Source organism: Aeromicrobium sp. Root344 (assembly GCF_001425755.1).
In the GTDB taxonomy this organism is placed as follows: Bacteria; Actinomycetota; Actinomycetes; order Propionibacteriales; family Nocardioidaceae; genus Aeromicrobium.
The window spans coordinates 3477640-3499761 of the sequence record NZ_LMDH01000001.1 but is presented as its reverse complement, the minus strand read 5'-3'; the positions used below and the strand labels follow the sequence as shown (position 1 = coordinate 3499761).

Below are 22122 nucleotides of genomic sequence, written 5' to 3'. Positions count from 1 at the left end.
CGCAGCCGGACGCCAGCCGTGGCAGGCTGGGCGCATGGCCTCCGACGACATCGAGATCGTGCCCATCACGGGCGACATGATCCGGCTTGGACAGTTCCTCAAGTTCGCCAACTTCGCCGAGTCCGGCGCCGCGGCGGGGGAGCTGATCCAGGGCGGCGACGTCAGGGTCGACGGTGAGGTCGAGACCCGGCGCGGGCGACAGCTGGCCAAGGGCATGCTGATCGAGGTGCAGCTGCCCGGCACGACACTCGCGGCACGCGTCGGGTGAACCGTTCGCGCAGCCTGCTGTCCGCCTTGGTCGTGGTGCTCGGCATCGCGCTCGCCGTCACGTTGTACGTCCGCGGCGACGACGCGACCGACGCGGTGTTCGACAGCCAGGCGTCCGCGGTTCCGTCGACGATCGTCCCGCCGCAGACCGCAACCGTCGTTCCAAGCGGGATGCTGGTGACCGCCGGCGATCAGCACCATGTCGTGCCTCACGCGGTCGGCGCACGCTGGCTGCCGACCGGCCAGGTGCTCCTCGCGGTCGAGCGCAAGGAACCCGGCTACCTCGCGCAGGTCCATCGCCTCTACGACCCCGTGCGCGGCACCTTCAGCGGTTCGACGATCACGGGCCAGCTGGACCTGCCCGACGACGCGACGACCAGCATCTCGTACATCGACGGACACCGGCTGCTGCGCTGGAACCTCGCGCTCACCACGCGGCACGTCGTGACCCTGCCGACCAAGCCACGGTCGAAGGGAAGCGGCGAGGTCGTGCGTTCGTACGCCGCGCGGCCCGTCACGGTCGACGGCGCGACCTTCGTGCGATTCAGCGAGGTGGAGAACGAGGAGAAGACACTGTCGTACGGCGTCATGCGCATCGCCGCTGATGGCTCGACCTCCGACGTGCTCAAGGGCGATCGGATCACCCGCCTGCGAGTCTCGGCGGACGGCCGGAGCCTGCTGGCCGTCCAGCAGCACCGGGGTGAGCCCTGCGGCGGCTGCGTCGTGCGGCAGGACGTCGTCGAGATCGATCCCGCCGACGGGAAGATCGTCGGCACGTACGGCGCTCCACCCGGCTACAGCAAGCAATGGCGCATCACCCGGCTCGACAAGGTCGGCGGCACCGTGGCGGTGCGCTACGAAGGCAGCTGCGTGACGGGCGACCTCGCGTGCATCCCGAAGCAGCACGGCACCTGGACCTACCGCGACGGCGCGTGGTCGAAGGTTGCGGGCAGCGAACGGACCGAGACGTGGTGGCAGGGGCGCGACGACCGGATCGTTCGGCGCGCTGACCGCAACGTGCTGAAGACGCCGTTGGAGTGGCTGCACGACGGCAGACGAGAGGGGCTGGACGGATTCCTGGCCGACGCGGACAACAACACCGGCGACGTCGCCGGCGGACTGCTCCGGCCGGCATCCTGACCGGGAACAGCGCCGCAGGGCGCGGTGTTGAACCGGCGTACCTCAACCCGGGAGATGACATGGCACAGCTCGAGCTCGGTCTCGACACCTTCGGCGACGTGACGTTCGGCGACGACGGCACGCCGTTGCCGTACGACCAGGTGATCCGCAACATCGTCGACCAGGCGGTGCTCGCCGACGAGCTGGGACTCGCATTCTTCGGCGTGGGGGAGCACCATCGCGATGACTTCGCGGTCACCGCCCCTGAGGTGGTGCTCGCTGCGATTGCCGCGCGGACGACCAACATCCACCTCGGCACCGCGGTCACGGTCCTGAGCTCGGACGACCCGATCCGCGTCTACGAGCGCTTCGCGACGCTCGACGCGCTCTCCCACGGTCGTGCCGAGGTCATTCTCGGGCGCGGGTCGTTCACCGAGTCGTTCCCGCTGTTCGGATTCGACCTCGGCCAGTACGAAGAGCTGTTCAGCGAGAAGCTCGACCTGTTCGCCGCGCTGCGCGAGGAGGGACCGATCACGTGGTCGGGCAACCTCCGGCCACCGCTGGAGGGCCAGGAGGTGTTCCCCAAGACAGCTGCCGGCAGCCTCACGACCTGGATCGGTGTGGGCGGCAGCCCGGAGTCGGTCATCCGCGCCGCCCGCTACGGCATCCCGCTGATGCTCGCGATCATCGGCGGACCGCCGGCGCAGTTCAAGCCGTACGCGGACCTCTACCGGCAGGCGCTCGAGCAGCTCGGCAAGCCACAGCTGCCCATCGGCGTCCACTCGCCGGGGCACGTCGCCGACACCGACGAGCAGGCGCTCGACGAGCTCTGGCCGCACTACGAGGTGCAGCGCACACGGATCGGGCGCGAGCGGGGCTGGCCGCCGGCGAGCCGCACGGAGTTCGAGGCTTCGGCCGGACCGGAGGGTGCGCTGTACGTCGGGTCGCCGCAGACCGTCGCCGACAAGATCGTCCGCAACACCAAGATCCTCGGCATGGACCGGTTCGACCTCAAGTTCAGCAACGGCACGCTGGGGCACGACAAGCTCATGCGCAGCATCGAGCTCTACGGCCGGGAGGTCGTGCCGCTCGTACGGGCAGCGCTCTAGAGTCCTCAGCATGATGCTCGACTCGCTGCCGTCCCCGCGTACGCCTGATCCGATGGACGCGCCGCCGTTGCGGTGGGGCGTCATGGGACCGGGTTGGATCGCGGAGCAGTTCACGAAGTCTCTGCAGACGTACACCCGCCAGGAGGTCGTCGCGGTGGGCTCGCGGGCGCTGCCAAGGGCTCAGGAGTTCGCGGCGCAGCACGACGTACGCACGGCAGTCGGCAGCTACGAGGAGCTCGCCGCGCTCGACGAGGTGGACATCGTCTATGTCGCCACGCCGCATCCGGCCCATCTCGAGCTGGCAGTCATGAGCCTCGAGGCAGGCAAGCACGTGCTGGTCGAGAAGCCGATCGGGCTCAGCGCCGGACAGGCTCGCGAGATCGCGGACGTCGCGGAACAGACCGGGCTCTACTGCGCCGAGGCGCTGTGGACGATGTTCCTGCCCAAGTGGGACGTCGTCCGCCAGGTGGTCGAGCTCGGCGGACTCGGTGAGCTCAGGTCGGTCCACTCCGAGTACGGCGAGTCGTTCCCCGACGGCCACCGCGTGTTCGACCCGGCGCTGGCCGGCGGCCCGCTGCTTGACCTCGGCATCTATCCGCTCGCCTTCGTCACCGCGCTGCTCGGTCCGCACGAGGCGGTCGCCGCGCTCGGCCAGCCGGACCCACAGGGCGTCAACGGTCAGCTCGGCGCCACGATGACGCACACCGGCGGCACGCTGTCGGTCATCGCGACGACGCTGCACGGCTTCCTCGCCAACCAGGTCACGATCGTCGGGAGCGAAGGCATGTTGACGGTCGAGCCCGCGCACCACAGCCCGGGACCCCTGACCCTGCGCTACCCCGACCGCACGCTGACGTACGACGAGCCTCGCGGCAACCAGGCCTCAGGCCTGCACTTCCAGGCGGCCGAGGCGGCCCGGCGCATCACGGCGGGGGAGACGCAGACACCGTGGTGGACCCTCGAGGCGTCGATCACCGCCCTCGAGGCGTCGGACGAGATCCGGCGCCAGATCGGTGACGACATGGCGGCCGCCGGCCTGCGCGAATGACGGAGCGCGCGATCGAGATCGTCCAGGACCGGGATCGCCCGTCAGGTCACACGCTGCGGATCGACGGCACTGATCAGTCCCACGTCGACCTCGACGATCCACGCCGGCTCGAGTTCGACTACATGCAGCGCATCGCCGACGTCATCGACGCGCTCGCCGTGCCTGGCCAGCCGTTGCGGTTCGTCCACATCGGCGGAGCGGCGATGACGATCCCGCGCTATGTCTCGGTGGCGCGGCCGACGTCCGCACAGATCGTGCTCGAACCCGACGAGCGGGTCACCGCACTCGTGCGCGAGCAGCTGCCGTTGTCACGCAACAGCGGCATCAAGGTGCGGCCGGTCGACGGTCGCTCCGGCATCGCCGCCCTGCGCCCCGACTTCGCCGACGTCGCGATCCTCGATGCGTACGACGGCGCCCAGGTGCCTGCGGAGCTCGCGACGACCGAGTTCTTCGCCGACCTCGCACGGGTCGTCGTGGACAACGGAGTCGTGCTGCTCAACCTCGCCGATCGCGCGCCATTCCCGTACGTACGCCGGGTGGTTCGCGGCGTGCGTGACCACTTCGACCAGGTCATGATCAGCGCCGAGCCGGCGACGCTCAAGGGCCGCCGGTTCGGCAACGTGCTGGTGTCCGCGTCGCAGTCACCGTTGCCGTGGGAAGCGCTGACCAGGCGCGCCGCGAGCTCACCGTTCCCGTACCGGGTGCTGCCCTATCGCGACGTGATCGAGAAGTTCGCCGGCAAGACGCCGTTCACCGATGCGGACACCGAGCGCTCTCCGGCGCCGCCCGGCGGCGCGACGTTCTTCAGCTGAGCCCTGACCTCACGATGTCGGCACTTCTGAACCTGGATGCGCCGGAATCACCTACAGAAGTGCCGACATCTTGGGGCTGCGCCTAGGCGTGCAGCGCCTCGGCCAGCGAGTCGACCGCGCCGTCGATCTCCTCGCGGGTGATGACCAGCGGGGGAGCGATGCGCAGCGTACGTTCGTGCGTCTCCTTGCAGAGCACCCCGCGATCGCGCAGCGCCATCGACACCTCTCGGCCGGTCTTGGCCAACGGGTCGATGTCGATGCCGGCCCACAGGCCACGTCCTCGCACGGCGACGAGCCCCTTGCCGACCAGCTCGTCGAGGCGGCCGTGCAGGTGCTCGCCGAGATCACGTGAACGCTCCTGGAACTCACCGCCCTCGAGCAGCTCGACGACCGCGCGCCCGACGGCACAGGCGACGGGGTAGCCGCCGAACGTCGACCCGTGCTGACCGGGCTTGAGGACGCCGAGCACGTCCGCGCGCCCGACGACCGCCGACACCGGGATGATGCCGCCGCCGAGTGCCTTGCCGAGCGTGTAGAGGTCGGCGCGCACGTCCTCGTGGTCGAGCGCGAACAGCTTGCCCGTACGGGCGAGGCCCGACTGGATCTCGTCGGCGACGAGCAGCACGTCGTTCTCGTCGCACAGGGCGCGCACGCCGGCGAAGAACCCGGCGGGCGGCACGATGACGCCCGCCTCGCCCTGGATCGGCTCCATCAGCACCGCGGCAGTGTTGGGCGTGATCGCCGCGCGCACCGCGTCGAGGTCGCCGTAGGGGACCGTGATGAAGCCCGGCGTGAACGGGCCGTAGTTGTCGTGGGCGACCGGGTCGTCGGAGAACGACACGATCGTCGTCGTTCGGCCGTGGAAGTTGCCCGCGGCGACGATGATCTCGGCGCGGTCGAACTCGACGCCCTTGACCTCGTAGGCCCACTTGCGAGCGACCTTGATCGCCGACTCGACGGCCTCGGCGCCGGTGTTCATCGTCAGCACCATCTCGGTGCCGGTGAGCGCGGCGAGGTCGCGGCAGAATGCGCCGAACTGGTCGTTGTGGAAGGCGCGCGACGTCAGGGTGAGCCGGTCGAGCTGGCTGCGGGCCGCGTCGAGCAGCGCAGGATGGCGGTGCCCGAAGTTGAGCGCTGAGTAGCCCGACAGGAAGTCGAGGTAGCGGTTGCCGTCGACGTCCGTCACCCAGGCACCCTCGGCCTCGGAGATCACGACCGGAAGGGGGTGATAGTTGTGCGCTCCCCACTGCTCGTCGAGGGTGATGAAGGACGCGGTGTCGTGTGCGGTTGCTGCCATGTGACCCACGGTACATACGTACGAGGTTCACCTCGAACTCCGGTGATCCCGGCAGCGATCGCGTCGTCACGTCACCGCCGGTGGAGGCGACGAGGCGGCTGGTCGATAGCCTGAGGTCGTGCCTGGGACCGCGTTCGACGTCGCGCTGCGACCGGCCGCAGGTCCGGTCCGGCTCGTACGCTCGACAGCCGCCGCGCTGGCCTGCGTCGTCGCCGCCGCCGGCGGCCACCTGAGCGCTGGCGGCGCCCTCGGTGCTGTCGCGGTGCTGGTGACCTTCGTCGGTGCGGCAGCCGTGGCGTGGCTGCTCTGCGCGCGCCGGGTCACCCCCGGTCAGACCGTGGGACTCCTGATCCTCTGCCAGGTCTGCGTCCACCTGGGCGGCTCCTCCGGCGAGATGCGGATGTCCGCATCGATGATTGCCGCCCACGTGCTGGCGACCGCGGTCAGCGCCCTCGCCCTGGCACGTGGCGAGGCCTTCGTGTGGCAGCTCGCCGAGCGGCTCGGCCTCCGCGTCGCGCCGCACGGACTGCGGGTTGTCGCGATCCCGTCGTGGCGGCCCGTCGCGCCGGTGATCGCGGCGCGATCACTGCATGACGTACGCCTGGCGCACTCGCGTGTCGAGAGGGGACCGCCGAGCGGGTCCTGACCCCCGCTTCGCTCACCCCATCTCAGAAAGTTCTCTTCATGAATCGCACCACCGCGCGGCTGTCTGCTGCGCTCCTCACAGTTGCCCTCGTGGGCATCGCCGGCCCCGCGTTCGCTCACGTGAGCGTCTCGTCGACCGACGCGGCGCCGGGCGGGTTCGGCAAGGCGGTCTTCCGCGTGCCGACCGAGTCCGAGACGGCGTCGACGACCAAGCTCGTCGTCACGCTGCCCCAGGACACCCCGTTCGCGTTCCTGAACGCCCAGACCAAGCCGGGCTGGAAGGTCACGGTCAAGGAGGCCAAGCTCGCCAAGCCGACCAAGGTCGGCGACTTCGAGCTGACCAAGGCCGTACGCACGGTCACCTGGACGTCGACCGGCGCGGGCATCCCGCCCTCGCAGTTCGATGAGTTCGCGATCTCGGGCGGACCGTTCCCCGATGCCGGCAAGATCGCGTTCACGGCCACCCAGACCTACAGCGACGGCAAGGTCGTCGCCTGGGACCAGGTGCAGAAGGGCGACACCGAGCCCGAGCACCCGGCGCCGACGCTCAGCCTGTCGGCACCCGTCGACGACTCCACGGCGTACACCAGCAAGCTGAAGATCACGCAGGATGCCGACACCACGGGTCGATGGCTCGGCGGGGGTGCACTCGCGGTGGCGGCTGTCGCCCTGCTTGTGGCTCTGCGGGAGAATCGACGTCGTGCGTAACGTCGTTCTCCGTGCGGCTCTCCTGAGCCTCGTCCTGCTTCTGGTGGGGTCGGGCCCGGCATCGGCGCATGCGTCGCTCGTCGGGTCCGACCCCAAGGACGGCGCAACATTGCGGACCGCCCCTTCGGCGATCACGTTCACGTTCAACGAGAACGTCGGCAACCCGGCGTACCTCTCGGTCACCGCACCCAACGGCAGCAAGGTCGACGTGACCGGCGTGCGGGCCGTCGACAACCGGGTGACGGGGACGATCGCCGACGTCGACCAGAAGGGTCGCTACACGGCGTCCTACCGCGTGGTGTCCGCCGACGGCCATCCCGTCGAGGGGACGATCCACTACTCCGCAACGACCGGCCGCACGGTCACGCAGGTCGAACCCGCCGACGAGGAGACGTTCATCCACCGCCACAGCGCCCACCTGTTCTGGGGCATCCTCGCCGCGGCCGTGGCGATCGCCCTGCTCCTCGCACCGCTGAGGAGGCGAGATGACCCGCGCAACCCGTGACGTGGTCCTGGCCTTCATGCTGGCCGGGTTCACGCTGGTCGCCCTGCTGGAGATCGGGGGAGGGGCGCCCCAGATCGCGCTGGCCGGCATCCCCAGCGCGGGCGGGTTCATCGGCTGGGCGGTCCCGTTCACCAAGCTCCTGACCGACGCCTCGGCGGTGTTCGTGATCGGCTTCCTCGCCGCGGCGGTGTTCCTGCTGCCCTCGTCGGGCCCCGAGGTGGAGGGGCTGTCGGTCCGGGCCGTGCGCATTGCGGTGCGCTGGGCGAGCGTGTGGGCGCTCGCCAGTGTCTTCTACTTCTTCATCAAGGTGGGCGAGACGTTCGCGGCCCCGCTGACCGGGCTCAGGTGGCCCTACATCAGCGGCTACGCGCAGGCCTCCGAAGGCCGCGCGATCCTGCTCCAGGCACTGCTGGCCGCCGTGGTGGCGGTCGGCGCGCGCTGGACGCTGGGCACCCGTGCCCTGGCCGGACTGCTCGGCTTCGCGCTGGCCGCGATGGCGCCGATCGCGCTGACGGGCCACGCCGCCTCGTCCGGATCGCACGACCTGGCCACGACGAGCCTGCTGCTGCACCTGCTCGGCGTGACGCTGTGGGTGGGCGGACTGGCCGCGTTGGGCTGGGTCGCGACGCACGGCAGCAAGCGGCTCGAGCCCGCAATCGCCCGGTTCTCGACGCTGGCCACCTGGGCCTTCGTCATCATCGGGGTCTCCGGCGTCGTCAACGCCTCCGTGCGCCTCGGCTCGCTCGGCGAGGTCTTCGGTTCGGCGTACGGCCGGATGGTCCTGCTCAAGGTCGCGGCCCTCGCAGCGCTCGGCTGGCTGGGCTGGCAGCAGCGACGGCGGATCAGGAGCCAAGGGGCCGGATTCCTGCGGCTCGCCGTGATGGAGCTGTTCATCATGGCCGCGACGATGGGGCTGGCGGTGGCGCTGTCACGCACTCCGACGCCCGTCGGCGAGAACGTCTTCAACACGCCGATCGAGGAGCTGCTCGGTGGCCCGCTCCCGGCGGCTCCGACCGTGATGCGCCTGTTGTGGGGCTGGTCCGGCAACGGTGTCGGGCTCGCGGTCGTCGGCCTCGGCACGGCGCTCTACCTGCGCGGGGTCTGGGCGATGCGCAAGCGCGGCGACGCGTGGCCTGTCGGACGTACGATCTCGTGGCTTTTCGGCATGCTGGTCATCGCGTGGGCCACGTTCGGCGGGCTGGGCGTCTACTCACACGTCCTGTTCAGCGCCCACATGGCGTCGCACATGCTGCTGTCGATGGTCGCGCCGATCTTCCTCGTGCTCGCCGCACCCATGACCCTGGCGCTGCGCACGCTCCCGGGGCCGCGTCAGCCGGGCGAGGTGGCGCCGCGCACGATGCTCCTGTCGTTCCTGCACTCGCGGTTCTCGCAGCTGTTCACTCACCCCATCATCCCGCCGGTGCTGTTCATCGGCAGCCTCTACGGCCTCTACTTCAGCGGGGCCTTCGAGTCCCTCATGGGCAACCACTGGGGCCACGCGCTCATGGAGCTGCACTTCCTCGCCGTCGGCACGTTGTTCTACTACGTCCTGATCGGCGTCGACCCAGCACCGCGCGCGATCCAGCCGCTCGTACGCTTCGGGATGCTGCTGGTCACCGTGCCGTTCCACGCGTTCTTCGCGGTGGCGGTCATGTCGTCAAACACGGTGTTCGCCGGCGACTACTGGCGTTCCCTGGACCGGCCCTATCGCACGGACCTGCTGGCCGACCAGTACCTCGGCGGCGGCATGGCCTGGGCGATGGGCGAGATCCCGCTGATCCTGGTGATGGCCGCGATCCTCGTGCAGTGGTTCAAGTCCGACGCCCGCGAGGCCAAGCGGTTCGACCGGTCGGAGAGCCGTACCGGCGACGAGCAGCTCGAGGCCTACAACGCCCGTCTCCGTGACCTCGCCGAGCATGGAAAACGGCGGGATCCCTGAGGGATCCCGCCGTCGGCCGTGTCGTCGGTCAGAAGATGATCTGGCCGCCGGAGGTCGCCGCGCTGAAGCGCCGCTGGGCGTCGGCCCAGTTGGCGATGTTCCACCACGCCTTGACGTAGTCGCCCTTGACGTTGAGGTAGTCGAGGTAGAACGCGTGTTCCCACATGTCCAGCTGGATGATCGGGATCAGCGTCGCCGGGATGTTGTTCTGCTGGTCGAACAGCTGCACGTTGATGAGCCGCTGGCCCAGCGTGTCCCAGGCCAGGATCGCCCAGCCCGAGCCCTGCAGGCCCAGCGCCGATGCCTCGAACTGCGCGCGGAACGCGTCGAACGAGCCGAAGTTGTCGTCGATCGCCGCACCGAGCTCGCCGTCGGGCTTGTCGCCGCCCTCGGGGGAGAGGTTCGTCCAGAAGATCGAGTGGTTGATGTGACCGCCGAGGTTGAACGCGAGGTTCTTCTCCAGCAGGTTGATCGTGTCGTGGGCCTCGGTGCTCCGCGCCTCTTCGAGCTTCTCGAGCGCGGTGTTCAGGCCGTTGACGTAGTTCTGATGGTGCTTCGAGTGGTGAAGCTCCATGATCTTGCCCGAAATGTGCGGATCCAGTGCGCCGTAGTCGTACGGCAGATCCGGAAGTGTGTAGTCAGCCACGATCCTCCTCGGGACGTGGGCACCTCGTGTGCCCGTTGTGTAGTTGTATGCGTTTCAACGGCCAGTCTGTCAGTCCTGTTCCCGGACGCAACGCCGGTGCCCAACCCGTGGGCAGCGCGCCCGTGTCCGGCGCCTTCACACCTGTACCCATGTCCTAGTCTGTCTGTGGACATTCCGGGGGCAACGACCACGACGTACGAGGAGGATCGAGATGGAGGAGCGCATCCTCACGATCCCCAACGCCCTCAGTTTCGTGCGCCTGCTGCTCGTCCCGGTGTTCCTGTGGCTCGTGCTCGGTCCGAGGTACGACGAGCTCGCGCTGGCCGTCCTGATGGTCTCCGGCGTCACCGACTACCTGGACGGCAAGCTGGCTCGCCGGCTCAACCAGACGTCCAAGATCGGTGCGATCCTCGACCCCGTCGCGGACCGGTTCTTCATCCTGGCCGTCGTGATAGGGCTCGGCTACCGCGACATCATCCCGTGGTGGCTCGCCGTGATCCTGCCGCTGCGCGACGTCTTCTTGTTCAGCCTCGTGCCGTTCCTGCGCACTCGCGGCTACAGCTCGCTGCCGGTCCACTTCCTCGGCAAGGCCGCGACCGCGAGCCTGCTCTACGCCTTCCCGCTGCTGCTCCTGGGCGACGCGACCGGCACCGTGGCCGACCTCGCCAACGTGTTCGGCTGGGCGTTCACGATCTGGGGTGTCGCGCTCTACTGGTGGGGCGGCGTCCTGTACGCCTTCCAGGTGCGCCGGCTCATGACCTCGACAGCCCCCGTGGTCCGGAGCTGACGTGTCCGAGCCGGAGGCGCCGCAGCGGGCCGAAGGCCTGCTCGAGCAGATCGCTGACACCGCGCTCGACGACGACTACTACGTCGTACGCGCCGGGGACTACGCACAGTCACGCGAGTTCAACACGCCGCTCACGGCACTCGTTCTCGCGGCGTTCGCGGTGCTCGTGATGATGGCAGCCGTCCAGACCCGCAACGACCGCCCGGCGACCGAGCGCGAGCGCAGCACGCTCATCAGCGACGTCGCGGCGCGCAAGAAGCTCCAGGCCACCCGCGAGGCGACCGCCGAGCGACTCCGCAAGCAGGTGGCCGACCTGTCGGCCTCCGTCGACCGGTTCGACCCGGCCTACCAGGACGTCCGGATCGAGACCGGCGACCTCGCGGTGTCAGGCCCCGGCATCACGATCGTGGCGAGCCCCAGCGCACAGGACAACCTCGACGGTTCGATCACCGACGACGACCTCCAGATCCTGGTCAACGGGCTCTGGTACGCCGGCGCCGAGGCCGTGGCGATCAACGGCCAGCGCATCGGCAACCTCACCGGCATCCACTTCGCCAACGACGCGATCAACGTCAACTACACCGACATCGCGCCGCCCTACCGCGTCGTGGCGATCGGCCCCAGCGACACACTGATGCAGCGGTTCGAGGACAACCCGGCGGGCCACTACTGGGCTGCCCGCCAGACGGATGCCGCCGTGCAGTTCGGCATGACACCATCGTCTGACCTGTCCGTTCCCGCAGTACCCAAGAAGCGCATGACGATCCGTCACGCGACAGCCATCAAGGGGGAAGAATGATCCCGGTCATCGGCCTGGCCATCGGCATCGCGGCCGGACTCCTCTTCGAGCCGACCGTGCCCACGGACCTGCAGCCGTACCTGCCGATCGCGATCGTCGCGGCGCTCGACGCCGTCATCGGTGCTCTGCGCGCTCTTGGCGAACGCCGCTTCAACGACCGTGTGTTCGTCGTGTCGTTCATCTCCAACGTCGTGATCGCCGCGTTCATGGTCTATCTCGGCGACCAGCTCGGTGTGGGCTCGCAGCTGTCGACCGGCGTCGTGGTCGTGCTCGGCATCCGCATCTTCGCCAATGCCGCAGCGATCCGGCGGAGGATCTTCCATGCCTGAGTCGCGGTGGCGGTCGCTCCTTCGACCGACCTTCCCCTTGGTCACGGTCGCCGTCCTGCTGGGCATCCTCGGTCTCGCGATCGTGGCGCAGATCCACGAGAAGGACAACGACGACTACTCGAACGTGCGCGGCGACGACCTGGTCGAGCTGCTCAAGTCCCTCGACGCCGCCAACGAACGGCTCGGCACCCAGATCGACGAGCTCACGACGACACGCAACGGCCTGCTCAGCAGCACCAAGCGCTCCGAGCAGGCCGAGAAGCAGGCCAAGCTCCGTGCCGAGCAGCTCGCGATCCTCGCCGGCACGTCCGGCGCCACCGGGCCCGGCGTGGAGGTCATCATCCAGGACCCCGACAAGGACATCGACGCGTCGGCGTTGCTCGACGCGATCGAGGAGCTGCGCGACGCCGGCGCCGAGGCCATCGCGATCAACGGCGTGGCCCGCGTCATCGCGCAGACCTACTTCCTCGACGAGGACGACGAGATCCGCGTCGGTGGGCGCGAGATCAAGCGGCCCTACGTGATCGAGGCGATAGGTGACCCGTCGGTGCTCGCGGGGGCGGTACGCTTTCCCGGCGGACTCATCGACACCATCACGACGCGCGGTGGCACGGCGACCGTGACCAAGCAGGACAAGGTCACGATCACGGCGCTGGCCGACGTCACGACACCTGAGTACGCTCGACCATCATCTTGACCGGCTAGGAGCACGCGGTGATCCCTGAGGACCTCTACTACAGCGAAGAGCACGAGTGGGTGCGCCTCGACGAGGACATCGCGACGATCGGCATCACCGACTTCGCGCAGGACCAGCTCGGCGACATCGTCTATGTCGAGCTGCCCGCCGTGGGAGACCGGGTCGAGGCCGGTGCCGTGATCGGCGAGCTCGAGTCGACCAAGTCCGTCTCCGACATCTTCTCGCCGCTGTCCGGCGAGGTCGTGTCCCGCAACGACGCCCTCGACGGCGGACCCGAGGTCATCAACTCCGACCCCTACGGCGAGGGCTGGCTCATCAAGCTGCGCACCGTCGACGAGGAGCCCACGGCGTCGTTGCTCGAGGCCGAGGCCTACTCCGCACTCGTCTCCGACTGACGATCACGGCGTGTCGCCATCGCGCGGGTGCTAAGTTGGAGACGAAGTCTCAACCCGTACTCAAGACCACGACTTTTCAGGAGTGAACCCGATGTCAACGCCGGACCACGAGCCCGACGAAACCGCCGGACCGGTGCCTCCGAGCGATGACACGACGCACATCCCCATCCTCGATGCCGACACCGAGGAGATGTCCGCGTCCGACGTCTCGGCGGTCGAGAACCTGCCGGCCGGGAGCGCGATGCTGCTGGTGCAGCGCGGCCCCGACTCGGGTGCGCGGTTCCTGCTCGACAGCGATGTGGTGACCGTCGGGCGGCACCCCGACAGCGACATCTTCCTCGACGACATCAGTGTCTCGAGGCGCCACGCGACCTTCACGCGCAGCGAGGCGGGTTACGCGATCGCCGACCTCGGCAGCCTCAACGGCAGCTATGTCAACCGTGACCGCATCGACAGCGAAGTGACGCTGGCGGGCGGCGATGAGGTGCAGATCGGCAAGTACCGCCTGATCTACTTCGCCGGAGCACTGAAGGACCAGGCGTGACGGAGGCGCTGGCGTGACGGAGCCGTTGCCGGAGCTGTCTCGCCTCGGCATCGGCAAGGTGCTCGACGAGCTCCTGCCAGAGTTCCCTGACCTCACGATCACCAAGATCCGCTACCTCGAGTCCGAGGGACTGCTCGAGCCCGAGCGCACGTCGTCGGGCTATCGCAAGTTCTCGTTCGGTGACGTCGAACGGCTCCGGTTCATCCTGCGCCAGCAGCGCGACAAGTTCTGGCCGCTGAGCCACATCCGGCAGGTGCTCGACGACCTCGACCGGGGTGTCGTGCCCGACACCGAGCTCGGCGGGGTGACGCGCGTGCCGCGGCTCAGCCTTGCCGCCGACGATCTGCCGACCGCCGAGACGTTCGCTGAGCCCAAGAGCCACGTGCGCCTGTCGCGCGAGGAGCTGCTCGAGTCGGCAGGCATCAACTCCGACACGCTCGACGCCATCGAGGAGTTCGGCCTGATCGACCGCCGGCCGACCCAGACCTATTACGACGGCGAGGCGTTGCAGGTTGCCGCGCTGGTCGGACAGTTCGTCGAGCTCGGCATCGAGCCGCGGCACCTACGCATCTTCCGGACGGCCGCCGATCGCGAGGTGGCGCTGTTCGAGCAGGTCGTGACGCCGCGGGCCCGTCAGCTCGACAAGGAGGCCAGCGAACAGGCCGTGTCGGCGCTCGCTGCGCTGTCCGTACGCCTGCAGACCGTCCTGGTCAGAAGCCGGCTGCGCGGTTAGTCCAGTGCGCGAGGTCGAGGTCGTGGGGGTCCGGGTCGAGATGCCGACCAACCAGCCGCTGGTGCTCCTGCGGGAGCTCGACGGCGGCCGTTACCTGCCGATCTGGATCGGCGCGGTCGAGGCCTCCGCCATCGCGTACGCCCAGCAGGGGACCGTCACGGCGCGACCACTGACCCACGAGCTGATGCAGCACATCGTCGAGGCGCTGGGGGACGAGCTCAACGAGGTGCAGATCATCGACGTGCGCGACGGGATCTTCTACGCCAACCTGGTCTTCGCCTCGGGCTCCGAGGTCGAGGCGCGGCCGTCCGACTCGATCGCTCTGGCGCTGCGGTCGGGCGCACGCATCCTGTGTGCCGAGGACGTCCTCGACGAGGCCGGCATCCTCGCGACGACCGACGAGGACGAGGAGATCGAGAAGTTCCGCGAGTTCCTCGACGAGATCTCGCCCGAAGACTTTGAGAAGCCGCCTGAAGCGTGAGTCTCAACCCTGAAGTGAGACTTTAGTCCGGCGACACGCCCGGTTTTGCGCTTGGTCGTTGCTTTGGCAAAGTCTCACCCTTACCTTGAGAGAACTACCGAAGGTACACGGATGTAGTTCGTGGAGGTAGTCTTCCCCAATACCAGCATTGGAAGGCATTTCGGATGATCGAGTCACGCGACGACGACGTCACGGCCACCACGCAGGCCGTGGCAGAGGCCAGCGACCAAGGCCTCCTGTTCACCGATGATGTCTCGCCGCTTCCGGAGGACGCGGGATTCCGCGGCCCGACCGCCTGCAGCGCCGCCGGGATCACCTATCGCCAGCTCGACTACTGGGCCCGCACCGGACTGGTCGAGCCGACCGTACGCTCGGCGACCGGGTCCGGCACGCAGCGCCTCTACTCGTTCAAGGACATCCTGCTGCTCAAGATCATCAAGCGTCTGCTCGACGCCGGTGTCTCGCTCCAGCAGATCCGCATCGCGATCGACCACCTGCGTGCCCGTGGCACCGACGACCTGACCCAGGTCACGCTCATGAGCGACGGGGCCAGCGTCTACGAGTGCCGTTCCGCCGATGAGGTCATCGACCTCCTCCAGGGCGGACAAGGCGTGTTCGGCATCGCGATCGGTGGTGTCTGGAAGGAGATCGAGGGCTCGCTCCACGAGCTCCCCAGCGAGCGTGCTGTCGAGATCAGCCTTGCCGACGACGAGCTCGCCGCTCGCCGCCGCGCCCGCCTCAGCTCCTAGGCGCACACCCCGGCACCACCTTGGTAGGCTTGGGGTGCTGTCGACCGCGCGTGGGAGAGTTCGCCCAGGCGGCGCCGAAGGGGCAATTCCTCCCCGGAACCTCTCAGGCACCAAGGACCACGCGACCGAGGCAATTCTGGAGCCCTCTGCCTCGCGGCCGGGAGTGACAGAAGGGGAGGCGTAGTTCGACGCCTCTACCTTCGGGAGCTCCCTCGTGTCATCAGCATTCGCCAGTCGCCACATCGGTCCGACCCGGTCCGACCAGGACGCCATGGTCCGCCGGGTCGGCTACGACTCGCTCGACGCCCTGATGGCTGCCGCCGTCCCGGCCGGGATCCGCAGCGCCACGGCGCTCAACCTGCCGGCCGCACAGACCGAGACGGAGGCGCTCGCCACGCTGCGTGAGCTCGCCGACCGCAACAACCCCGGCGTGGCGATGATCGGCCTGGGCTACCACCCGACCGTCACCCCGCCCGTCGTCCGGCGCAACGTGTTGGAGGACCCGTCCTGGTACACGGCCTACACGCCGTACCAGCCGGAGATCTCGCAGGGCCGGCTCGAAGCGCTGATCAACTTCCAGACGGTGATCGCCGACCTGACCGGCCTGACGACCGCGAACTCGTCGCTGCTCGATGAAGGCACCGCGGTCGCAGAGGCCATGACCTTGATCCGACGCGCGACCAAGGGCAAGGACGCGCTGCCGATCATCATCGACGCCGGCCTGCTCCCGCAGACGCTCGCCGTGACGCACACCCGCGCCGAGGCGCTCGGGATCGAGCTCGTCGAGGCCGACCTGACGGCCGGCGTGCCCGACGTGGAGGCCGCGGGCACGATCATCGCCTACCCCCGCACCGACGGCCAGATCATCGATCCGCGGCCGGCGATCGACGCTGCGCACGCCTCAGGCGGCCTCGCTGTCGTCGTGGCGGACCCGCTGGCCCTCGTGCTGCTGGCATCTCCCGGTTCGATGGGTGCAGACGTCGTCGTCGGATCGAGCCAACGGTTCGGGGTGCCGATGTTCTACGGCGGACCGCACGCGGGCTTCATGGCCGTCCGTGAGGGCCTGGAGCGTCACCTGCCCGGTCGCCTGGTCGGCGTGTCGGTCGACAGCGCGGGCCGCCCGGCGTACCGGCTGGCGCTCCAGACCCGCGAGCAGCACATCCGTCGTGAGAAGGCCACGTCCAACATCTGCACCGCACAGGTGCTGCTGGCCGTCGCGGCGTCGATGTACGCCGTCTACCACGGTCCTGACGGACTCCGCGAGATCGCGCGCGAGGTCAACGGTTCGGCCCGCCTGCTGGCGGCCGGCCTGCGGGCCGGGGGAGTCGAGGTCGCTGAGGGCGGCTTCTTCGACACTGTCGTCGCGAAGGTGCCCGGCGAGGCGACCGGCATCGTCGCCAAGGCCCGTGAGGCCGGCGTCCACCTGAGGCTCGTCGACGCCGATCACGTCGGCATCACGACCAACGAGACGACGACGACGGCGCACCTGGACGCGGTGTGGAACGCGTTCGGTGTGGCGGGAGTGGCTGAGGCGCCGGACTCCCTGCCGGCAGACCTGCTGCGCACCGACGAGATCCTCACGCACCCGGTGTTCCACGAGCACCACAGCGAGACGCAGATGCTGCGCTACCTGCGCAAGCTCAGCGACCGCGACTACGCCCTCGACCGCGGCATGATCCCGCTCGGTTCCTGCACCATGAAGCTCAACGCCACGGCCGAGATGGAGCCGATCAGCTGGCCCGGCTTCGCCGACCTGCATCCGTTCGTGCCGGCAGAGGACGCCGCCGGGATGATCGAGCTCGTCGAGACGCTCGAGTCGTGGCTGGCTGAGGTCACCGGATATGCCGCCGTGTCGATCCAGCCGAACGCCGGCTCGCAGGGCGAGTTCGCCGGTCTGCTGGCGATCCGGGCGTACCACCTGAGCCGCGGCGACGACCACCGCAATGTCTGCCTGATCCCGGCGTCGGCGCACGGCACCAATGCCGCATCGGCGGTCATGGCCGGCATGCGCGTCGTGATCGTCAAGTCGACTGATCAGGGCGAGGTCGACCTCGACGACCTCCGCTCGCAGTGCGAGGCGCATGCTGACGACCTCGCCGCGATCATGGTGACGTACCCGTCGACGCACGGCGTGTACGAGCACGGCATCACCGAGCTGTGCGACATCGTCCACAGCCACGGCGGCCAGGTGTACGTCGACGGGGCGAACCTCAACGCGCTGCTGGGGCATGCCGCACCCGGACAGTTCGGCGGCGACGTGTCCCACCTCAACCTGCACAAGACGTTCTGCATCCCGCACGGCGGTGGCGGCCCCGGTGTGGGTCCGGTCGCGGTCGCGGAGCACCTCGTGCCGTTCCTGCCGACGCACCCGCTGCACCCGGTGGAGAGCAAGCGCGAGGGTGTCGGCGCGATTAGCGCGGCACCCTACGGATCCGCGGGCATCCTGCCGATCCCGTACGCCTACATCGCCATGATGGGCGCTGACGGCCTGACCGAGGCGACCTCGGTCGCGGTGCTGTCGGCCAACTACATCGCCAAGCGCCTCGAGAGCGCCTTCCCGGTGCTCTACACGGGCGACAACGGTCTGGTGGCGCACGAGTGCATCCTCGACGTCCGGCCGCTCACGAAGGCGTCCGGGCTCAGCATCGACGATGTCGCGAAGCGGCTCATCGACTACGGCTTCCACGCGCCGACCATGAGCTTCCCGGTGCCAGGGACCCTGATGGTCGAGCCGACGGAGTCCGAGGACCTCGCCGAGCTCGACCGCTTCTGCGACGCGATGCTGGCGATCCGTGCCGAGATCGACGCGGTGACCGCAGGGGAGTACGCCGACGGCGACAACCCGTTGGTGCACGCGCCGCACACGATGCGCGACCTGCTCGACTGGCAGCACGCCTACTCGATCGAGACCGGGGCGTTCCCGGCCGGGTCGGTGGACGACAAGTACTGGCCGCCCGTCGGCCGGATCGACCAGGCGTACGGCGACCGCAACCTCGCCTGCTCCTGCCCCCCGATCGAGGCCTTCGCCGAGTAAGAGCGTCGGCTACTTCTCGACCTCTCCCCACCAAGCGATGATGCGGTCGACGACGGGGCCGGGGGTCTTGACCCACATGACGTGGTGGGTCGTGCCGCCCTCGGGGACGGCGTCCTTGAGGTAGACCCAGCGGGTGGAGTGCTCCGGGTCGAGGAACGCCTCGGTGAAGATCTTGTTGGAGCGGGACACCGCGTACGTGTCGCCCTGCAGCTGCACGACGAGCGACGGGGTCGTGATGCGCTTCGGAACGGCGAACGGTGGCTTGCCCGACCTGACGAACCGGGCCCACTCGCGCATCAAGGTACGAGCACCGGGTGCACCGAAGAAAGGCTTGGGCACGAATCCCCGGATCCGTGCCACGACCGGCACGCTGACGCCGAGGAACAGCACCGGGAGACCCGCCTTGGGGTACGACCGGAAGTGCGGCACGGACGCGCCGACTGCCACGAACCCGTCGCTCGGCTCGTGGTGCAGCTCGTGACCGGCACAGATCTGGGCGCCGAGGCTGTGCCCCAGCAGGATCACGGGGCGATCAGGCTGGTCGGCTCGTGCCTTGGCCACCTCGTCGGCGATCAACGCCATCTCGCTGGCGTAGCTCCAGTCGTGGGTCCGTGACGCGGTCGGCTCGCCGCGTTCGAAGCCGCGAGTCGGCAGTGCCCTGGCCTCCCAGCCGCGCTGCTCGAGCTCCTCGACGAGCGGCCGGTAGAAGCCGGATGGGACCGCCATCGCGGCGGAGATCAGGACCAGAGGTGCGGGCATGCGGCACATCATGACATGACTGCTGTCACGGTGAGCTGAGTCGGTAGATTCCTCGGTATGCGCGATCGGTACGTCGACCTGCTCGGCACGGTCCTGGCCACGACCTTGCAGGTCGCAGACGGGCTTGAGCCGAGCGATCTCGACCTGCCGACACCGTGCGACGAGTTCGACGTACGACGGCTGCTCGAGCACCTCATCGGTTGGCAGCAGGTGACGGCGGCGTGTGCCGCGGACCGTGAGGCGCCCGTCCTCGACGGGTCGCCCACCTACCGGGCATCCGCCGAGCCCGGAAGCGACCTGCGCGATGCGTCAGCGGCGTTGGTCGCCACCCTGCGAGCGCGGACCGACGAGACGATCACGATGCCGTACCGAGGGGCGACCCCGATGAGGGTCATGCTCGCCGAGCTGATCGCCGAGACCGTGATCCACACGTGGGACCTCGCGGCGGGTCGCGGAGTGTCGGTCGCCTTCGACGCCGAGGTGATGAGCGCGGCCCACGACGGCCTGACCCTGCTGCTCGGCGAGTCGTTCGCGGAGATGGGCTTCCGGGCCTCGGCGGAGACAACGCCGCCCGCCGATGAGCTCGTACGCCTCCTCGTGCGCAGTGGACGCACGCCCGCCGATTGGACGGCGTGACCGGTCTCGCTCCGGCCGCACGGACTAGCAGTAGGTCGGGCAGATGTCGCCGTCCGAGTCGTAATAGGCGTTGACGATCCTGCGGAGCACCTTGATCGTCGCATCGAGCTGGGCAATGCCCTTGGACCAGTGCTTCGCTCGATAGTGGCCGAGGAACGCGTCCAGAGACTGGAGCATCAGCGTGCGCGCCGACCCGGTGAAGCATTCAGCGACGTTGCTGTAGGTCGCGCTCACGCGAGGTACGTAGCGCTTCCAGCTCGAGGTGCTTCTGTGGGCGTTCAGATAGGTGCGGGAGCTCTGCAGCGAGCTGGCCGCGCTGTCCACGGCGCCGATGTTGCACTGGAGCCCTCCCGACGCGGTGGCGGACGTTGGCGTGAGCGTGACGAGTCCGAGGGCGATGAGGAGCGCCGCGAGTGCGGCGGAGAGCTGAAGACGCATGGAGTACCTTCCCGAGCAGATGTGAGTAGCGAGCATACACAGTCGTGACGGGCTGTCGCATCGACCTGTCGACATCGATGGGGAGCACGCAATCTCCGCCCTTGTCACGGCCGCGAACCACGAGTTGACGACCCAACGGGCGTTGCCGCCGACTGGACGAGTGTGAGGTCGCTCGCTTGGCGGTGCGAGGCTTTCGGGCCCGTGACAGCATCGATGGCATGCCAGGGCCCCGACTCGACCGCTACACGACGCCTGCCTCCCCGAAGGCCATCCTGCTGCTGCTCCACGGGGGGCAGCAGCGCAACGTCGAGCCGGTCGAGAACAAGCACGCGAGCTGGTGGCGGATGGCGCTGATGGCGCGATCGCTGCGACGGTTCGCCCGCCGCAACGAGATCGCGCTGAGCCTTCTGCAGTATCGCGTGCGTGGCTGGAACTCCGAGACGGATCCCGCACCCGTCCGCGACGCGCGTTGGGCGCTCGACCAGCTGACCGCGGAACACCGCGGCGTCCCGGTCGTGCTGGTCGGTCATTCGATGGGTGGGCGTACCGCCTGCCGTGCCGCTGACGACCCGGCGGTGGTCGGCGTCGTCGGGCTGGCCCCGTGGCTGCCGCCGGGGGAGGCCAACGGAGCGATCGCCGGTCGCTACCTGCGGATCCTGCACGGCACCGCTGACCGGTGGACCTCGCCGGCGGCCAGCAAGGCGTACGTCGAGCGGAGCCGCGACCTCGCGACCAGCGCCACGTGGCGGGCGCTGGACGGCGCCGGGCACTTCATGGCCCGCCACCTGTCGACCTGGAGACGGTTCGTGGAAGACTCGGTCACGGAGATCCTGACCGCCACCTCGCACGAGGAGGCCCCGAACGAAGGCATTGCGTGACCGACCTCGTGGCGTACGTCGTGGCCTTGGCTGCTGCGCTCGTGGGTGCATTCGCCGGCTGGCACACCTGGAAGCAACGCCCGTTCAGCAATCCATTGTTCTACGCCGTCGCGGCGCTCGAGGTCCTGCTCCTCGCGCTGTTGATCGGTGGCTGCATCGCGCTCGGCTCGACCGACCGTGACGTCGACGGCGTGCTGTTCGTGTCCTACCTCGTCACGATCGTGCTCATTCCGCCCGCTGCGGTCCTGTGGGGCATCGCGGAGAAGTCGCGGTGGGGCACGGGGGTCGTCGTCGTCGCGATGCTGACGATCGCCGTGCTGTGCGTACGCCTGCTCGGCATCTGGAAGGGCGCCTATGTCTGACACGTCCCACGGCTTCGGCCGGGTCCTCGTCGCGATCTACGCGGTGTTCGCCCTCGCCGCGTCCGCTCGCTCGATCGTCCAGCTCGCGACCAAGGCCGACGAGGCGCCGTTCGCGTACTCGATGTCGGCCTTCGCGGGCGTGGTCTACATCGTCGCGACGATCGCGTTGGCCCGCAGCCTGCGAGGGCTCGCGCTGCTGACGATCACCATTGAGCTCGTCGGCGTGCTCGTGACCGGGGTGCTGTCGCTCGTCGACGACTCGCTGTTCCCGGACCAGACGGTGTGGTCGGGATTCGGCGAAGGCTACGGCTTCGTGCCGCTCGTGCTGCCGCTCGTGGGACTGTGGTGGCTGCGGCGCACCGCCTCGTCGGGGCAGAGCTAAGGCCCTACGCACTCATACCGCGTA

At 68.9% G+C, this 22122-nt stretch carries 27 protein-coding genes and 1 riboswitch; of the genes, 23 read left to right on the top strand and 4 right to left on the bottom strand.

The genetic code is table 11. The features are described 5' to 3' along the window. Nucleotides 1–34: 34 nt before the first annotated feature. Genes ASC61_RS17295 through ASC61_RS17275 form a run of 5 tightly spaced genes read left to right on the top strand, consistent with a single transcriptional unit; the run spans nt 35 to nt 4355 of the window. Nucleotides 35–268, top strand: coding sequence for an RNA-binding S4 domain-containing protein (locus ASC61_RS17295; protein WP_056214075.1), 234 nt, complete (start codon nt 35–37; stop codon nt 266–268). Beyond that, entirely contained in the window at nt 265–1407 is a 1143-nt protein-coding gene (locus ASC61_RS17290) for a hypothetical protein (protein WP_056214072.1), read from the top strand. Before ASC61_RS17295 ends, ASC61_RS17290 begins: the two co-directional genes overlap by 4 nt. A 59-nt stretch (nt 1408–1466) precedes the next feature. Then, on the top strand, nt 1467–2495 hold the full coding sequence (locus tag ASC61_RS17285) for an LLM class flavin-dependent oxidoreductase (protein ID WP_082530738.1): 1029 nt from the start codon (nt 1467–1469) through the stop codon (nt 2493–2495). A 10-nt stretch (nt 2496–2505) separates the two neighbouring features. Beyond that, nucleotides 2506–3543: a Gfo/Idh/MocA family protein gene (locus ASC61_RS17280; RefSeq protein WP_056214069.1), complete on the top strand. Its 1038-nt coding sequence runs from the start codon at nt 2506–2508 to the stop codon at nt 3541–3543. Then, nucleotides 3540–4355: a spermidine synthase gene (locus ASC61_RS17275; RefSeq protein WP_056214066.1), complete on the top strand. Its 816-nt coding sequence runs from the start codon at nt 3540–3542 to the stop codon at nt 4353–4355. Before ASC61_RS17280 ends, ASC61_RS17275 begins: the two co-directional genes overlap by 4 nt. Before the next feature lie 82 nt (nt 4356–4437). Here ASC61_RS17275 and rocD read toward each other — a convergent pair whose 3' ends face one another. Continuing rightward, nucleotides 4438–5652, bottom strand: coding sequence for an ornithine--oxo-acid transaminase (gene rocD / locus ASC61_RS17270; protein ID WP_056214062.1), 1215 nt, complete (start codon nt 5650–5652; stop codon nt 4438–4440). A gap of 118 nt (nt 5653–5770) precedes the next feature. Between rocD and ASC61_RS17265 the strand changes: the two genes are divergently transcribed. From ASC61_RS17265 to ASC61_RS17250, 4 genes are read left to right on the top strand one after another with little or no spacing between them, the layout of a single operon-like run. After that, nucleotides 5771–6298: a hypothetical protein gene (locus ASC61_RS17265; protein WP_056214059.1), complete on the top strand. Its 528-nt coding sequence runs from the start codon at nt 5771–5773 to the stop codon at nt 6296–6298. A gap of 38 nt (nt 6299–6336) precedes the next feature. Continuing rightward, nucleotides 6337–7005, top strand: coding sequence for a YcnI family copper-binding membrane protein (locus ASC61_RS17260; protein WP_056214056.1), 669 nt, complete (start codon nt 6337–6339; stop codon nt 7003–7005). After that, nucleotides 6998–7510, top strand: coding sequence for a copper resistance CopC family protein (locus ASC61_RS17255; RefSeq protein WP_056214053.1), 513 nt, complete (start codon nt 6998–7000; stop codon nt 7508–7510). The genes ASC61_RS17260 and ASC61_RS17255 overlap by 8 nt, the downstream gene beginning before the upstream one ends. Continuing rightward, on the top strand, nt 7491–9449 hold the full coding sequence (locus ASC61_RS17250) for a cytochrome c oxidase assembly protein (protein ID WP_056214050.1): 1959 nt from the start codon (nt 7491–7493) through the stop codon (nt 9447–9449). Before ASC61_RS17255 ends, ASC61_RS17250 begins: the two co-directional genes overlap by 20 nt. A gap of 28 nt (nt 9450–9477) precedes the next feature. Here ASC61_RS17250 and ASC61_RS17245 read toward each other — a convergent pair whose 3' ends face one another. Continuing rightward, on the bottom strand, nt 9478–10095 hold the full coding sequence (locus ASC61_RS17245; protein ID WP_056214047.1) for a superoxide dismutase: 618 nt from the start codon (nt 10093–10095) through the stop codon (nt 9478–9480). 211 nt (nt 10096–10306) lie between these two features. On the opposite strand from ASC61_RS17245, the gene ASC61_RS17240 reads away from it, so the two are divergent. From ASC61_RS17240 to gcvP, 10 genes are all read left to right on the top strand, one after another. After that, nucleotides 10307–10882 carry a CDP-alcohol phosphatidyltransferase family protein gene (locus ASC61_RS17240; protein ID WP_056214044.1) on the top strand — a complete coding sequence of 192 codons (576 nt, stop codon included), beginning with the start codon at nt 10307–10309 and terminating at the stop codon, nt 10880–10882. 1 nt (nt 10883) lies between these two features. After that, entirely contained in the window at nt 10884–11681 is a 798-nt protein-coding gene (locus tag ASC61_RS17235; RefSeq protein ID WP_056214041.1) for a DUF881 domain-containing protein, read from the top strand. Next, complete coding sequence (locus tag ASC61_RS17230; RefSeq protein WP_056214038.1) at nt 11678–12010, top strand: small basic family protein; 333 nt, start codon at nt 11678–11680, stop codon at nt 12008–12010. Before ASC61_RS17235 ends, ASC61_RS17230 begins: the two co-directional genes overlap by 4 nt. After that, nucleotides 12003–12707, top strand: coding sequence for a DUF881 domain-containing protein (locus tag ASC61_RS17225; protein ID WP_056214035.1), 705 nt, complete (start codon nt 12003–12005; stop codon nt 12705–12707). Before ASC61_RS17230 ends, ASC61_RS17225 begins: the two co-directional genes overlap by 8 nt. 17 nt (nt 12708–12724) lie before the next feature. Next, complete coding sequence (gene gcvH / locus ASC61_RS17220) at nt 12725–13102, top strand: glycine cleavage system protein GcvH (protein ID WP_082530735.1); 378 nt, start codon at nt 12725–12727, stop codon at nt 13100–13102. A 91-nt stretch (nt 13103–13193) separates the two neighbouring features. Continuing rightward, nucleotides 13194–13646 (top strand): FHA domain-containing protein, encoded by a 453-nt coding sequence (locus ASC61_RS17215; RefSeq protein WP_056214031.1) that lies wholly within the window; start codon nt 13194–13196, stop codon nt 13644–13646. A gap of 13 nt (nt 13647–13659) precedes the next feature. Further along, nucleotides 13660–14379 (top strand): transcriptional regulator FtsR, encoded by a 720-nt coding sequence (gene ftsR / locus ASC61_RS17210; RefSeq protein WP_056214028.1) that lies wholly within the window; start codon nt 13660–13662, stop codon nt 14377–14379. A gap of 4 nt (nt 14380–14383) precedes the next feature. After that, nucleotides 14384–14860 (top strand): bifunctional nuclease family protein, encoded by a 477-nt coding sequence (locus ASC61_RS17205; RefSeq protein ID WP_056214024.1) that lies wholly within the window; start codon nt 14384–14386, stop codon nt 14858–14860. A 164-nt stretch (nt 14861–15024) separates the two neighbouring features. Continuing rightward, the gene (locus ASC61_RS17200) at nt 15025–15609 is read left to right on the top strand and encodes a MerR family transcriptional regulator (protein ID WP_056214021.1); all 585 of its coding nucleotides are present in this window, start codon (nt 15025–15027) and stop codon (nt 15607–15609) included. 41 nt (nt 15610–15650) lie between these two features. After that, a riboswitch (glycine riboswitch) is annotated at nt 15651–15739 on the top strand. Between the two features lie 84 nt (nt 15740–15823). Beyond that, complete coding sequence (gcvP, locus tag ASC61_RS17195) at nt 15824–18643, top strand: aminomethyl-transferring glycine dehydrogenase (protein WP_056214019.1); 2820 nt, start codon at nt 15824–15826, stop codon at nt 18641–18643. A 9-nt stretch (nt 18644–18652) separates the two neighbouring features. On the opposite strand, the gene ASC61_RS17190 is transcribed toward gcvP, so the two are convergent. Then, nucleotides 18653–19402 carry an alpha/beta fold hydrolase gene (locus ASC61_RS17190; protein WP_056214014.1) on the bottom strand — a complete coding sequence of 250 codons (750 nt, stop codon included), beginning with the start codon at nt 19400–19402 and terminating at the stop codon, nt 18653–18655. 57 nt (nt 19403–19459) lie between these two features. Between ASC61_RS17190 and ASC61_RS17185 the strand changes: the two genes are divergently transcribed. Continuing rightward, a complete protein-coding gene (locus tag ASC61_RS17185; RefSeq protein ID WP_056214011.1) occupies nt 19460–20038 on the top strand; it encodes a maleylpyruvate isomerase family mycothiol-dependent enzyme in 579 nt (192 codons plus the stop codon). A 24-nt stretch (nt 20039–20062) separates the two neighbouring features. On the opposite strand, the gene ASC61_RS17180 is transcribed toward ASC61_RS17185, so the two are convergent. Beyond that, nucleotides 20063–20476 (bottom strand): hypothetical protein, encoded by a 414-nt coding sequence (locus ASC61_RS17180; RefSeq protein WP_056214009.1) that lies wholly within the window; start codon nt 20474–20476, stop codon nt 20063–20065. 218 nt (nt 20477–20694) lie between these two features. On the opposite strand from ASC61_RS17180, the gene ASC61_RS17175 reads away from it, so the two are divergent. The 3 genes from ASC61_RS17175 to ASC61_RS17165 are packed head-to-tail and all read left to right on the top strand — an operon-like array spanning nt 20695 to nt 22098. Continuing rightward, complete coding sequence (locus ASC61_RS17175) at nt 20695–21354, top strand: alpha/beta hydrolase (RefSeq protein ID WP_082530734.1); 660 nt, start codon at nt 20695–20697, stop codon at nt 21352–21354. Further along, nucleotides 21351–21716, top strand: coding sequence for a hypothetical protein (locus ASC61_RS17170; protein ID WP_056214006.1), 366 nt, complete (start codon nt 21351–21353; stop codon nt 21714–21716). Before ASC61_RS17175 ends, ASC61_RS17170 begins: the two co-directional genes overlap by 4 nt. Continuing rightward, a complete protein-coding gene (locus ASC61_RS17165; RefSeq protein WP_056214003.1) occupies nt 21709–22098 on the top strand; it encodes a hypothetical protein in 390 nt (129 codons plus the stop codon). Before ASC61_RS17170 ends, ASC61_RS17165 begins: the two co-directional genes overlap by 8 nt. The last annotated feature ends 24 nt before the right edge of the window (nt 22099–22122 follow it).